Annotated in this window: 11 protein-coding genes and 1 riboswitch; of the genes, 10 read left to right on the top strand and 1 reads right to left on the bottom strand. The window is 71.1% G+C overall.

The features are described from left to right. Nucleotides 1-53 precede the first annotated feature (53 nt). The 5 genes from ACZ58N_RS14550 (at nucleotide 54) to ACZ58N_RS14530 (ending at nucleotide 6,450) form a co-directional block, all read left to right on the top strand. Entirely contained in the window at nucleotides 54-1,154 is a 1,101-nt protein-coding gene (locus tag ACZ58N_RS14550; RefSeq protein ID WP_471158944.1) for a polyprenyl synthetase family protein, read from the top strand. A 121-nt stretch (nucleotides 1,155-1,275) separates the two neighbouring features. Continuing rightward, entirely contained in the window at nucleotides 1,276-3,348 is a 2,073-nt protein-coding gene (gene shc, locus ACZ58N_RS14545; RefSeq protein ID WP_471158942.1) for a squalene--hopene cyclase, read from the top strand. Continuing rightward, on the top strand, nucleotides 3,348-4,013 hold the full coding sequence (locus ACZ58N_RS14540) for a phosphorylase family protein (RefSeq protein WP_471158940.1): 666 nt from the start codon (nucleotides 3,348-3,350) through the stop codon (nucleotides 4,011-4,013). Before shc ends, ACZ58N_RS14540 begins: the two co-directional genes overlap by 1 nt. A 5-nt stretch (nucleotides 4,014-4,018) precedes the next feature. Beyond that, nucleotides 4,019-5,050 (top strand): adenosyl-hopene transferase HpnH, encoded by a 1,032-nt coding sequence (hpnH, locus tag ACZ58N_RS14535; protein ID WP_471158938.1) that lies wholly within the window; start codon nucleotides 4,019-4,021, stop codon nucleotides 5,048-5,050. Then, nucleotides 5,047-6,450 carry an aspartate aminotransferase family protein gene (locus tag ACZ58N_RS14530; protein WP_471158936.1) on the top strand — a complete coding sequence of 468 codons (1,404 nt, stop codon included), beginning with the start codon at nucleotides 5,047-5,049 and terminating at the stop codon, nucleotides 6,448-6,450. Before hpnH ends, ACZ58N_RS14530 begins: the two co-directional genes overlap by 4 nt. A gap of 75 nt (nucleotides 6,451-6,525) precedes the next feature. Here the strand turns inward: ACZ58N_RS14530 and ACZ58N_RS14525 are convergent, their stop codons facing one another. Then, a complete protein-coding gene (locus tag ACZ58N_RS14525; RefSeq protein WP_471159236.1) occupies nucleotides 6,526-7,335 on the bottom strand; it encodes a tyrosine-protein phosphatase in 810 nt (269 codons plus the stop codon). Between the two features lie 330 nt (nucleotides 7,336-7,665). Further along, nucleotides 7,666-7,832, top strand: a riboswitch (cyclic di-AMP (ydaO/yuaA leader). 4 nt (nucleotides 7,833-7,836) lie between these two features. Between ACZ58N_RS14525 and ACZ58N_RS14520 the strand changes: the two genes are divergently transcribed. The 5 genes from ACZ58N_RS14520 (at nucleotide 7,837) to ACZ58N_RS14500 (ending at nucleotide 13,379) form a co-directional block, all read left to right on the top strand. Then, nucleotides 7,837-8,877: a peptidoglycan DD-metalloendopeptidase family protein gene (locus ACZ58N_RS14520; RefSeq protein ID WP_471158934.1), complete on the top strand. Its 1,041-nt coding sequence runs from the start codon at nucleotides 7,837-7,839 to the stop codon at nucleotides 8,875-8,877. Between the two features lie 162 nt (nucleotides 8,878-9,039). Further along, complete coding sequence (locus ACZ58N_RS14515) at nucleotides 9,040-9,825, top strand: SGNH/GDSL hydrolase family protein (RefSeq protein WP_471158932.1); 786 nt, start codon at nucleotides 9,040-9,042, stop codon at nucleotides 9,823-9,825. A 426-nt stretch (nucleotides 9,826-10,251) separates the two neighbouring features. After that, nucleotides 10,252-10,875, top strand: coding sequence for a YidB family protein (locus tag ACZ58N_RS14510; RefSeq protein ID WP_471158930.1), 624 nt, complete (start codon nucleotides 10,252-10,254; stop codon nucleotides 10,873-10,875). A 50-nt stretch (nucleotides 10,876-10,925) separates the two neighbouring features. Further along, nucleotides 10,926-11,849, top strand: coding sequence for a flagellin N-terminal helical domain-containing protein (locus ACZ58N_RS14505; protein WP_471158928.1), 924 nt, complete (start codon nucleotides 10,926-10,928; stop codon nucleotides 11,847-11,849). Between the two features lie 63 nt (nucleotides 11,850-11,912). After that, entirely contained in the window at nucleotides 11,913-13,379 is a 1,467-nt protein-coding gene (locus tag ACZ58N_RS14500; RefSeq protein WP_471158926.1) for an NF041680 family putative transposase, read from the top strand. Nucleotides 13,380-13,458 lie beyond the last annotated feature (79 nt).

Below are 13,458 nucleotides of genomic sequence, written 5' to 3'. Positions count from 1 at the left end.
CCACCGCCACAGGCACAGCACGAACAGCACGTACAGGAACCAGAGGAGAGCCAGTGAACCCGGGGAACCCGGCTGTCGAGAACACGGCTGCCAGTGTGGGCACGGCCGGAGGGGGCCTGGAGAAGGCGGACACGCTCGCGCTCCTGGAACGCGGCCGCACGCTGTCGACCCCCGTGCTCCGCGCCGCAGTGGACCGGCTCGCGGCGCCCATGGACACCGTCGCCGCCTACCACTTCGGCTGGATCGACGCCGACGGCAACGCGGCCGACGGCGACGGCGGCAAGGCCGTCCGTCCCGCGCTCGCCCTGCTCTCCGCCGAAGCCGCGGGCGCCGCGGCCGAGGTCGGGATCCCCGGCGCCGTCGCCGTGGAACTCGTCCACAACTTCTCGCTGCTGCACGACGACCTGATGGACGGCGACGAGCAGCGCCGCCACCGCGACACGGTGTGGAAGGTGCACGGCCCGGCCCTGGCCATCCTCGTCGGCGACGCCCTCTTCGCGCTGGCCAACGAGGTCCTGCTGGAGCTGGGCACCGTCGAGGCCGGCCGGGCGGCACGACGCCTGACCACCGCCAGCCGCAAGCTCATCGACGGCCAGGCCCAGGACATCTCCTACGAGCACCGCGAGCGCGTCAGCGTCGAGGAGTGCCTGGAGATGGAGGGCAACAAGACGGGCGCGCTCCTCGCCTGCGCGGTCTCCATCGGCGCCGTCCTCGGTGGCGCCGACGACCGCACCGCCGACAAGCTGGAGGAGTACGGCTACCACCTCGGCCTCGCCTTCCAGGCGGTCGACGACCTCCTCGGCATCTGGGGCGACCCGGAGTCCACCGGCAAGCAGACCTGGAGCGACCTGCGCCAGCGCAAGAAGTCCCTGCCCGTCGTCGCCGCCCTCGCGGCCGGCGGACCCGCCTGCGAGGAGCTCGGCCGACTCCTCACCGCCGACGCCAAGAGCAACGACTTCGAGAACTTCTCCGAGGAGGAGTTCGCGGCCCGTGCCGCCCTCATCGAAGCCGCGGGCGGACGCCGGTGGACCGCGGACGAGGCCCACCGCCAGCACGCCATCGCCATCCGCGCGCTGGACGACGTCGACATGCCGCAGCGGGTGCGCGACCAGCTCGTCGCCCTCGCCGACTTCGTCGTCGTACGCAAGAGGTGATCGCCACCCGACAGCGGATATCGCGCTAGTCGCCGGCCGGCGCCGCACCTGGTGGGAGCGCACGGTCGACGGCATACCCCAGCACAGCAGACGACACTGCAGACTGCACGGAGGGGAAGCCATGACAGCGACGACCGACGGCGGCGGTGCGATGGCCGGCGGCGCCGAACCGCGACACGACGGCGGCCCGGCACCGGCCGGCGCCGCCCGGACGGCCGCCGGGCCCACCGGGCCCGGCGCACCGCCCGACCGGCGCACGCCCGGACTCCTGCGCGGAGTCCGGGAGGCGACCGACCGGGCCACCCGCAACCTGCTGGAACGCCAGGACCCGGCGGGCTGGTGGAAGGGCGACCTGGAGACCAACGTCACCATGGACGCCGAGGACCTGCTGCTGCGCCAGTTCCTCGGTATCCGCGACGAGGCCACCACCATGGCGGCCGCCCTCTTCATCCGGGGCGAACAGCGCGACGACGGCACCTGGGCCACCTTCCACGGCGGTCCCCCCGAACTCTCCGCCACCATCGAGGCGTACGTCGCCCTGCGTCTCGCCGGGGACGCGCCCGACGCCCCCCACATGTCGCGCGCCTCGGCCTGGATCCGCGCCCACGGAGGCATCGCCGCCGCCCGGGTCTTCACCCGGATCTGGCTGGCGCTCTTCGGCTGGTGGAAGTGGGAGAACCTCCCCGAACTCCCGCCCGAACTGCTGTTCCTGCCCTCCTGGGTGCCGCTCAACATCTACGACTTCGGTTGTTGGGCCCGCCAGACCATCGTTCCCCTCACCGTGGTCTCGGCGCTGCGCCCCGTCCGGCCGGCCCCCTTCGTCCTGGACGAACTCCACACCGACGCCCGCAACCCCTGCCCGGCCGTCCCCACGGCCCCGCTGACCAGCTGGGACGGGGTCTTCCAGCGCATGGACAGGGCCCTGCACGTCTACCGCCGGTTCGCCCCGAAGGTCGTGCGCAGGGCCGCGATGGCCAGCGCCGGCCGGTGGATCGTCGAACGGCAGGAGAACGACGGCTGCTGGGGCGGGATCCAACCGCCCGCCGTGTACTCCGTCATCGCCCTGCACCTGCTGGGCTACGACCTCGGGCACCCGGTGATGCGGGCCGGACTGGAGTCGCTCGACCGGTTCGCCGTGTGGCGCGAGGACGGCGCCCGCATGATCGAGGCCTGCCAGTCCCCGGTCTGGGACACCTGCCTGGCCGCCATCGCCCTCGCCGACGCGGGCGTCCGCCCCGACCATCCGGCGCTCGTCAAGGCCGCGGACTGGATGGTCGGGGAGGAGATCCGGCGCACCGGCGACTGGGCCGTCCGTAGACCCGGACTGGCCCCGGGCGGCTGGGCGTTCGAGTTCCACAACGACAACTACCCCGACATCGACGACACCGCCGAGGTGGTCCTGGCCCTGCGCCGGATCAACCATCCCGACCCGGTGAAGGTGGAGGCGGCCATCGCCCGCGGCGTGTCCTGGAACCTCGGCATGCAGTCGAGGAACGGCGCCTGGGGAGCCTTCGACGCCGACAACACCCGCACCCTCCCCAACCGGCTGCCCTTCTGCGACTTCGGCGAGGTCATCGACCCCCCGTCCGCCGACGTCACCGCCCACGTGGTGGAGATGCTGGCCGTCGAGGGCCGCTCCGCCGACCCCCGTACCCGGCGCGGCATCGCCTGGCTGCTCGCGGAACAGGAGCCGGACGGCGGTTGGTTCGGCCGCTGGGGCACCAACTACGTGTACGGCACCGGGTCGGTCCTGCCGGCCCTCGCCGCAGCGGGGATCCCCCCGTCCCACCCCGCCGTCCGGCGGGCCGTGCGCTGGCTGGAGTCCGTACAGAACGAGGACGGCGGATGGGGCGAGGACCAGCGCTCCTACCAGGACCGTTCCTGGGCGGGTAGGGGGGAGTCCACCCCCTCGCAGACCGCCTGGGCCCTGATGGCGCTGCTGTCGGCCGGGGAACGTGACGGTCGGGCCGCCGAACGGGGCCTCGCCCACCTGGTGAACACCCAGCACGCCGACGGCAGCTGGGACGAGCCGTACTTCACCGGCACCGGCTTCCCCTGGGACTTCTCCATCAACTACCACCTGTACCGGCAGGTGTTCCCGCTCACCGCCCTCGGTCGCTACCTCCACGGCGAGCCCTTCGGCCCCGACGGACGCCGGCCCACCGCGGCCCCGGCCCTCACCGAGGAGTCCTGATGGCCGGCCCCGGAACCCGGCCCCCGCCGGCGCCGCTCCTGATCGCCTGCGCGCTGCGCATCGAGCGGGCGGCCCTGCGCAGCGCCGCCCGTCCGGCGGGCGCCACCGCCGCGGTGCTGCGCACGGGCATGGGGCCGCGCGCCGCCGAACGCGCCGTGGCCCGCGCGCTGGAGCGACCCGGGATGGCGGGGGCCGCCGTCCTCGCCACCGGGTTCTGCGCCGGACTGGTTCCCGGCATGCACCCCGGCGACCTGGTCGTCGCCGACGAGACCCGGGACCCGCGCGGGACCGTCCCGTGCACCGGAACCCGGCTGCTCGCCGAGGCCCTGGCCCTGGCTCTCCCCGGCCGGACCGTGCACACCGGGGCGCTGACCGGGTCCGACCACGTCGTCCGTGGCCAGGAGCGCGCCCGGCTGCGCGCCACCGGCGCCGTCGCGGTCGACATGGAGTCGGCGGCCACCCTGTGGACCGCCACCCGGGGCGCCCGAACCCCTGCGGGGGAGGGACGCCCCGTTGCGGCCGTCCGGGTGATCGTGGACGCTCCTGAGCACGAGCTCGTCCGCATCGGCACCGTCCGCGGTGGAATATCGGCGTTCCGTGTACTGCGTGCCCTACTGCCCGCGTTCCATGAATGGCACCGTTCTTCGCTGCTCCCCAGGAGGTGAGCCAGATGGCCATGCCACTGCGCCAGTCCATCAGGGTCGGGACCTATCTTCTCGAACAGAAGCTCCGCAAGCGGGAGAAGTTCCCGCTGATCGTGGAACTGGAGCCGCTCTACGCCTGCAACCTGGCCTGCGAGGGGTGCGGGAAGATCCAGCATCCGGCGGGGGTCCTCAAGCAGCGCATGCCGGTGGCCCAGGCCGTCGGCGCCGTGCTGGAGTCCGGCGCCCCCATGGTGTCCATCGCGGGCGGCGAGCCCCTGATGCACCCGCAGATCCATGAGATCGTCCGGCAGCTGGTGGCCAAGCGGAAGTATGTCTTCCTCTGCACCAACGCGATGCTGCTCCGCAAGAAGATCGAGAAGTTCACCCCGTCCCCCTATTTCGCCTTCGCCGTTCACATCGACGGGCTGCGCGAACGGCACGACGAATCGGTGGCCAAGGAAGGCGTCTTCGACGAGGCGGTCGCGGCCATCAAGGAGGCGAAGCGACGCGGTTTCCGGGTGACGACGAACTCCACCTTCTTCAACACCGACACCCCGCAGACCATCATCGAGGTCCTGAACTACCTCAATGACGACCTCCGGGTGGACGAGATGATGATCTCGCCCGCCTACGCCTACGAAAAGGCGCCCGACCAGGAACACTTCCTGGGCGTCGAACAGACCCGCGAACTCTTCAAAAAGGCCTTCGCGGGCGGGAACCGGCGGCGCTGGCGGCTCAACCACTCGCCGCTCTTCCTCGATTTCCTGGAGGGCAAGGCCGATTTCCCCTGCACCGCCTGGGCCATTCCGAATTACTCCCTCTTCGGCTGGCAGCGCCCCTGCTACCTGATGAGCGACGGCTACGTGCCCACGTACCGCGAACTGATCGAGGACACCGACTGGAACAAGTACGGCCGCGGCAAGGACCCGCGCTGCGCGAACTGCATGGCGCACTGCGGCTACGAGCCGACCGCCGTCCTCGCCACCATGGGTTCCCTCAAGGAATCCCTGCGCGCGGCCAGGGAGACCATCGGCAGCAACCGGGCCACCTCGTCATGACCGCCGGCCAGGGGGGCGGCCGGGGCTTCGACCTGGCCGCCCTGCTCGCCGAGCGCGGGGACGAACGCTACGAGCTCCACTCCCGCCACCTGAACCACCAGCTGCCCCGGATGCTGCACACCATCGGCTTCGACAAGGTCTACGTACGGGCCGAGGGCGCACACTTCTGGGACGCCGAGGGCAACGACCACCTCGACATGCTGGCCGGATTCGGGGTCATGGGCCTGGGCCGGCACCACCCCGTCGTCCGCAAGGCCCTGCACGACGTCCTGGACGCCCAGCTCGCCGACCTGACCCGCTTCGACTGCCCGCCGCTACCGGGACTGCTCGCGGAGAAGCTCCTCTCCCACAGCCCCCACCTGGACCGGGTCTTCTTCGGCAACAGCGGCACCGAGGCGGTGGAGACCGCCCTGAAGTTCGCCCGGTACGCCACCGGCCGCCCCAGGATCCTCTACTGCGACCACGCCTTCCACGGGCTCACCACCGGCTCGCTGTCGGTCAACGGCGAAGCCGGCTTCCGGGACGGCTTCGCACCGCTGCTCCCCGACACGCGCATCGCGCTCGGCGACCTGGACGCCCTGGAACGCGAACTGCGGCGGGGCGACGTGGCCGCCTTCGTGGTGGAGCCGATCCAGGGCAAGGGCGTGCTCGCCGCGCCCCCCGGATTCCTGCGCGCGGCGCAGGAACTCCTCCACCGGCACAAGGCCCTGCTCATCGCGGACGAGGTGCAGACCGGCCTCGGCCGCACCGGCGATTTCTACGCGTACCAGCACGAACCCGGCGTCGAACCCGACCTGGTGTGCGTGGCGAAGGCCCTGTCGGGCGGCTACGTCCCGGTCGGCGCGACCCTGGGCAAGGACTGGATCTTCCAGCGCGTGTACTCGTCCATGGACCGGGTCCTCGTCCACTCGGCGAGCTTCGGCTCCAACGCGCAGGCGATGGCAGCCGGCCTGGCGGTGCTGAGCGTCATGGAGGACGAGGAGGTGACGGCCAATGCCCGTGCCATGGGCGACCTGCTGCGCGGTCGGCTCGCCGCGCTCGTCGACGAGTACGAGCTGCTGCACGAGGTGCGGGGGCGCGGGCTGATGATCGGCATCGAGTTCGGCCGGCCGTCCTCGTTGGGCCTGCGCAGCCGCTGGGCGATGCTCCAGGCCGCACGCAAGGGGCTGTTCGCCCAGATGGTCGTGGTGCCGCTGCTGCGCAAGCACCGGATCCTCACCCAGGTCTCCGGGGACCATCTGGAGGTCATCAAGCTCATCCCGCCGCTGATCGTCGACGAACGGGACGTGGACCGCTTCGTCGGGGCCTTCCGCGAGGTCATGGACGAGGCGCACGGCGGGGGCTCGCTGATGTGGGACTTCGGGCGGACACTGGTGAAGCAGGCCGTCGGCAACCGCTGACGGCCCGCCGGCCCCAGGGCCTGTCGTCGAACTCCCGTCTGCCTCCGGGCGACGACGGGACTTCGACGACAGGCCCTACGCCTCCAGCAGTCGGTCCCGCAGCCGGACCAGGGTCTCGGGTGCGAGTCCGAGACCCTCGGCGAGGTACCGGTCCACTTCGCCCCATTCCTCCTCGATGGTGGCGTACGCCGCCTCCAGGTAGGCGGCTCGCGCGTCGAAGAGGGGGGCCAACAGCTCCGCCACCTCGGCCGGACGGGGCTCGACCGCCTCCGTGGTGCGGCGCATCCGGTAGCGGCGGTGCGGGGCGTTCGACTCCAGGTAGTCCGCGACGATGGCGTCCCGTTCGACGCCGAGCGCGAGCAGCGTGACCGCGATCGACAGCCCGGCCCGGTCCTTGCCCGCCGCGCAGTGCATCAGAGCCGGCACGCTGTCCTCGGCCAGCGCGTGCACCACCCGGCTGTGTTCGGCGGTCCGGGTGCGGATCATCGTGCGGTACGAGGCGGTCATGCGCTCGGCCGCCCGGCCCTCTCCGAGGGCGGTGCGCAGCTGGGCCAGGTCGCCCTCGCGGACCATCTTCCAGAACTCCTTCCCGGCGGCCGGGTCGGACAACGGGATGTTCACGTAGCGCACACCGGGGAGTTCCACGTCCGGCCCCTCCAGGGCGTGGTCGGCGCGGTTGCGGAAGTCGAAGACGGTGTGCAGGCCGAGCGAGGAGAGGAACTGTGCTCCGGTTTCGGTGGCATGCGCCAGATGTCCGCTTCGGAACAGTCGTCCGTACCTGACCTTCCGTCCGTCGGTGGTCGGCAGGCCGCCCACGTCACGGAAATTGCGCACTCCCGTCAGCTCCGGTTCGGGTTCGGGCAGCGGCGGAAGGGGTGGGGTTATCCGCTGGGTCACGTGTGGTCCTCCGCATCGTCCTGAGGTGTCCGAATTACGCCGGTTGAGAGCAACTTGCCATGGGGAGAGGCGAGATCGCGCCAGGCTCCGTGAGCCAGATCATACGGTGACCGTCCGTGCCCGCTCGCGAAATCAGAATTCCCACGCCAGGACGGTTGTTGCTGGTGCGGAATGGACACAGGGTGACCGGAATTCCCTCGCTCGCCCAAACCTGTGATTGCGTCAGGGAATGCGTGGCTTGTTGCCCGTGGGCCGACTCGATTACCTTCACGACCGATCCGGGTGGACAGCCTAATCCTGCCGCCGCCCGGGAACCGCACCCGACCATCGACGCGCGCGGCAGGAGCGGGGGAACCAGGTAGGCCGCCGGACCGGAGCTTTCTCCGGGACGGCTCGGGGTGAAGCCGCACGCGTCCCGGACGCGGTCGGCCGGACATCTCCAGTCCGAACCCGACAGCTCACCTCGCAGGCGACGGAGAGGAATTCGCCATGCCCGGTAAGGGTAAGCACCGCCGCCCGAAGTCCAGTTCCATATCCCGCGGTCTCACCGTGGCCGGCACCGGGGGCGCCGCCCTCGCGCTGCCGCTGATCGGAGCCGCGGGCGCCCACGCCGCCACCCCCGCGGCGGCCCCGGCCACCGCACCCGCGCAGGCGCCGCAGGCCCTGCCGGCGCCCAGGGCGGTCGTCGTCACGCCGACCGCGACACCCACCGCGCCCGCCGCGGTCTACACGGTGGTGTCCGGCGACTACCTCTCGAAGATCGCCGCCGAGCGGAACATCACCGGCGGCTGGGAGCAGCTCTACGCCGACAACCGGGACGCCGTCGGGAACGACCCCTCCCTGATCCACCCCGGCCTCAAGCTGACCCTCGGTGCCCCCGGCACGGCGGGCGAGCCGGCCCCCGCCAAGAAGCAGCCGGCGCCCGGCGCCGCCACCCCGAACTCCGCCTCCGAGTCGGACTCCGGCGCCCGCTCCGACCGCTCCGAGCGGTCCTCCAGCCGACCTGAGGCCTCCGACGAGCGTTCCTCCGCCCCGACTGCGGCGCCCAGGAAGGCCGCGCCCGCGCAGAAGCCCGCCGGGTCCGGCCAGGCCGCGCCCTCCACCCCGTCGAGCCCCTCCAAGGCCGGCGGATTCGTGGCCCCGGTCGCCGGCGGAGTCTCCACCGCCTACCGCATGGGCGGCAGCATGTGGTCCTCCGGTTACCACACCGGCGTCGACTTCATGGCGAGCACCGGAACCACCGTCAAGGCCGTCGGCGCCGGCACCGTGGTCTCCGCGGGCTGGGGCGGCTCGTACGGCAACGAGGTCGTCATCAAGCACGCCGACGGCAAGTACTCCCAGTACGCGCACCTCTCCTCGCTGTCCGTCTCGGCCGGCCAGACCGTCACCGGCGGCCAGCGCGTGGGCCTCTCCGGCGCCACCGGGAACGTGACCGGCCCGCACCTCCACTTCGAGATCCGCACGGGTCCGTCCTACGGCTCGGACATCGACCCGCTGGCCTACCTCCGCTCCAAGGGCGTCAGCCTCTGACGGCACCCGCCGTCGGACACGGACACGCGTGAGGCCGGGACCCGAGGGGGGTCCCGGCCTCACGTGTACTTATTCCTTATCCCCCGCGTGGTACAGATCACGGTCCGTCAACCCCTCATTACGTTGGCGTAGGTTGGTTGCGACGGTGAAGGATGTGTTCCCGTGGCAGCGACGACGACGACACTCAAGACCATCGGCTCGTACGCGGCGATCGGGGACAGCTTCACCGAAGGCGTGGGAGACCCGGGACCCGGGGATTCCTATCTTGGCTGGGCGGACCGCCTCGCCGTGCTCCTCGCCGATCAGCGCGACGAACATGACTTCCGGTACGCGAATCTGGCCGTGCGGGGGAAGCTCCTCGACCAGATCGTGGCCGACCAGGTCCCGAGGGCCCGGGCCCTCGCACCCGACCTGGTGACCTTCTGCGCGGGCGGGAACGACATCATCCGCCCCGGCAGCGACCCGGACGACGTGGCGGAACGCTTCGAGGCGGCCGTGGCCGACCTCACGGGCGCCGTGGGCCTCGTCATGATCACCACCGGCTTCGACACCCGGGGCGTACCGGTCCTGAGGCACCTCCGGGGCAAGGTCGCCACGTACAGCGCGCACGTGCGCTCCATCGCCGACCGCTACGACTGCCCGGTGCTCGACCTCTGGTCGCTGCGTTCGGTGCAGGACCGGCGGGCCTGGGACGGCGACCGGCTGCACCTGTCGCCCGAGGGCCACACCCGCGTCGCGCTCCGCGCGGCGCAGGTGCTGGGCTACGGGATCCCGGCCGATCCCGACCAGCCGTGGCCGCCCACGCCGCCGCGCGGTTCGGTGGACGTGACCCGCGACAACATCCAGTGGGCGCGGGAACACCTCGTCCCGTGGATCGGACGCCGGCTGCGGGGCGAGTCCTCCGGCGACCACGTCGCCGCGAAGCGCCCCGACCTGCTGCCCCTCTAGGACCTGTCGTCGAACTCCCGTCTGCCTCGCGGTGTCCGGCACGCACTCCCGCACCGGACACCGCGAGGCCGCCCTCCGGGCGACGACGGGACTTTGACGACAGGCCCTCAGCTTGACGTTTGACGTCGGGTGTTGAACGTGGCCAGGGTTTGGTGCCGTGGTTCTCTTGATCGGGCCACGTCGGCTGTGGTGGTGTGCGGCCCTGGTACTTGAGCAGCTCGCGTGCGGTAGATGCACCGTGAGGCCGGCAGGGTGTCCCCGGCCGTCCATGTGTCCTCGCGAGTCCGGCGGGACGGAGTCACCGAGGTGGGTGATGAGCGTCGATCCGGCCGAACGGGGCACGAAGCGGCCGATTACTTTCTGTTCCGATACGACTCCCTTGGGTAGCGTCGCGCGAGCGCAAGATCATTGATCTGAGGGAGTTCGATGAACGAGAACACGGTGGACCCGGTCCTGGGACAGCTGCTGACGAACCTGGCCGCTGCGCCGGCGACGGCGGGCAAGTTCGACTCCTGGGTCGGAGGAGGCTCGAACGAGCCGCTGAGCGCGGAGGAGGTGACCGCGGTCGCTCCTACGGGCATGCTATCGGCGCTCGCCGAGCTGGCGGAGGTCGGGGAGGCGGAGGTCGCGGCCTCGCTCGCCGAGGAGATCCCCGCGCTGGTGGACGCGATTCCCGCCGAGACGATCGAGGCGTTCCGGGCAGCCGCACTGATCGCCAACCTGACCCCCGAGGAGGAGGCAGCGGCCGAGCAGATCGTGGCCGAGGTGCGGACCCTGGCTGCGGCCCTGCCGCAGAGCGGGTCCTGGCTCGGCTCTGGGCCCAACGAACCGCTCACCGAGGAGCAGGTGGTCGCGGCCTTGGGCGAGGAGAAGATCGCGGAGGCCGTCGCCGCGCGTGGGTTGGAGCGGGCCGAGGTCGTCGCGGAGCTGGCACGCACGCTGCCCGTCTTCATCGATGCGGTCTCACCGCTCGGCTGGGTCGACATCGACCTCCTGCGGTTCGTCCTCGCCCAGGACGGCGTGAACGTGGCCGCCCCGGCGTCCCCGTAGCGGCACGCGCCGCCCGACACCCGTACAAACCACCGACTGGGGACGATCACGTGCTGACGCTCAACACCAACATCATGTCGCTCACCACGCAGAACTATCTGAACATCACGGGCTCCACCATGGGGGTCGCCGCCGAACGGCTCGCCTCCGGCAAGCGCATCAACTCCTCCAAGGACGCCGCCGCCGGGCTCGCCATCTCCGACCGGATGACCACGCAGATCAACGGATCCGTCCAGACGTCCCGCAACAGCAACGACGCGATCTCCCTCGCGCAGACCACCGAGGGCGCGCTCAAGGAGGTCACCAGCAACCTCCAGCGCATCCGCATGCTCACGGTCCAGGCCGCCGGCGGCATCTACGCCGTCACCGACCGCCGCGCCATCCAGCAAGAGGTCGCCCAGCGGTTGGAGGCCATCGACACCATCTCGTCGCAGACCCAGTTCAACGGCATCAAAGTGCTGGCGAAGAATACCAGCATGAACTTCCGGACCGGCGCCAACGACGGCGACATCATCGCCGTCGCCATGAAGATGCTCAACGTGAACACGCTCGGCCTGGAGTCCTACAACCTGTCCAAGACCATCGCCTTCACCGACGAGAAGGACCCGAACAAGATCACCTACAAGGGCGGGGATGGTAAAACCGTGTCGGTCGCGAAGGCGGACGTCGCGGACCTCGACACGAAGTTCCTCGTCGACCCGCTGTCCATGATTGATTCCGCCCTGGTCGAGGTGACCAGCCTCCGCTCGATCCTCGGGGCCGTCCAAAACCGCTTCGAATCCAACATCCGCACCCAGGACACCGGCGTGGTGAACCTCAGCGCCGCCCGGGAACGCATCGAAGCCACCGACTACGCCATGGAAACCGCCAACTACACCCAGGCCAGCATCCTCCAGCAGGCCGGAATCTCCGTCCTGGCCCAGGTCAACTCCCAGCCGAAGAACATCCTGCCCCTCCTCCAACAACTCGGCTGAGCCCCACGTGACCGGGGCCTGATCCTGCAGGGAGAGGTCGGCGCGGTGGGTGGAGGCCGGATCGTGGAACGGGTCGAGCACGGGGTTCAACGAGACGCATTCACCGCGGTGACGGAGTTTCGCACCGAGCTGTACGCCTGCCCGCTGTCCCGGGGTGACGCACTCTTCGAGCTGTGCGACGCCCTGTTGTGTACCGACGGCCCGGTCCGCACCCTCGTGGACCTGGCCCTCGCACCCGAACATCGACGCGGGCACGGCGCCTTGTACGCCGGGTTGAACCGGGGCCGGATCGACGTGGCCCGGCTCCGGCGGGCGCTGGTCGGGGTGCCGTTGCCCCGGGCCGCCGACGGGCGTCTGGTCCTCGCGGTGGACGTGTCGCCGTGGTTGAGGCCGGACGCCAACACGTGCTCGGACCGGTCGTTCTGTCACACCTTCGGCCGGGGCCTGGGCAAGCACCAGATGGTGCCCGGGTGGCCGTACTCGATCGTCGCCGCGCTGGAGAGCGGACGCACTTCCTGGACCGCGCTCCTCGACGCGATGCACCTGGAGCCCGGCGCCGACCTCGCGGCCGTCACCGCCGCCCAAGTCCGCGAGGTCATCGAACGCCTCATCGCCGCCGGCCAGTGGCAGCGGGGTGAACCGGACGTCCTCGTCGTCCTCGACGCCGGCTACGACGCGCCCCGGATCGCGCACCTCCTGGCGGACATGCCGATCGAGGTGTTGGGCCGGCTCCGCTCGGACCGGGTGATGCGCAAGCCCGTCCCGGACCCGTGGATCTGCCCGCCGCAGGGCGGGCGTCCGCCCCAGCACGGCGGCGAGTTCGTGTTCGGCGACCCAGCCACCTGGGGCGAGGAGGCGGCGGTCACCTCCACGAGCACGGAGCGATACGGAGCCGCGACCGCGCAGGCGTGGGACCGACTCCACCCCCGGCTCACGCGCAGGGCCGCGTGGGGGGATCACGAGGGGCCGTTGCCGATCATCGAGGGCACGGTGATCCGGTTGACGGTGGCGAAGCTCCCGAGCGGCGGGGTGAACAAGCCGGTCTGGTTGTGGTGGTCGGGGACCGGGGCCGCCCCGGGGGACGTCGACCGGTGTTGGCAGGCGTTCCTGCGCAGGTTCGACGTCGAGCACACGTTCCGGCTGCTCAAGCAGACGTTCGGGTGGACCCGGCCCAAGCTCCGTGACTCCGCCGCGGCCGACCGTTGGACCTGGCTCGTCCTGGCTGCACACGCGCAACTCCGTCTCGCCCGCCCACTGGCCGCCGACCTCCGCCGACCGTGGGAACGACCGGCCACGCCGAACAGGCTCACCCCGGCCCGAGCCCGCCGGGGGTTCAGGAACCTACGGGCGAAGACGGGCACACCGGCCCGTGCACCCAAACCCACCCGGCCCGGCCCCGGCCGCCCCCTCGGCTCGAAGAACCGAGAACGCGCGACCCGCTACGACGTCGGACGCGTCCTCGCCACCGGCAAACCCCACCAACGACCCACCCACCACCAAATCGGCACCAAGCCCCGACGAACTGGATAAACGTCAAGCTCAGGGCACCCGGGAGCCGGATGAGCGCCGGTTCCGCCCGGCGGGTTCCCGCCGGGCGGAATCCTCACGG

This window comes from Streptomyces sp. NPDC040432, from assembly GCF_055595445.1.
This window is presented reverse-complemented; position numbering and strand designations above follow the sequence as displayed.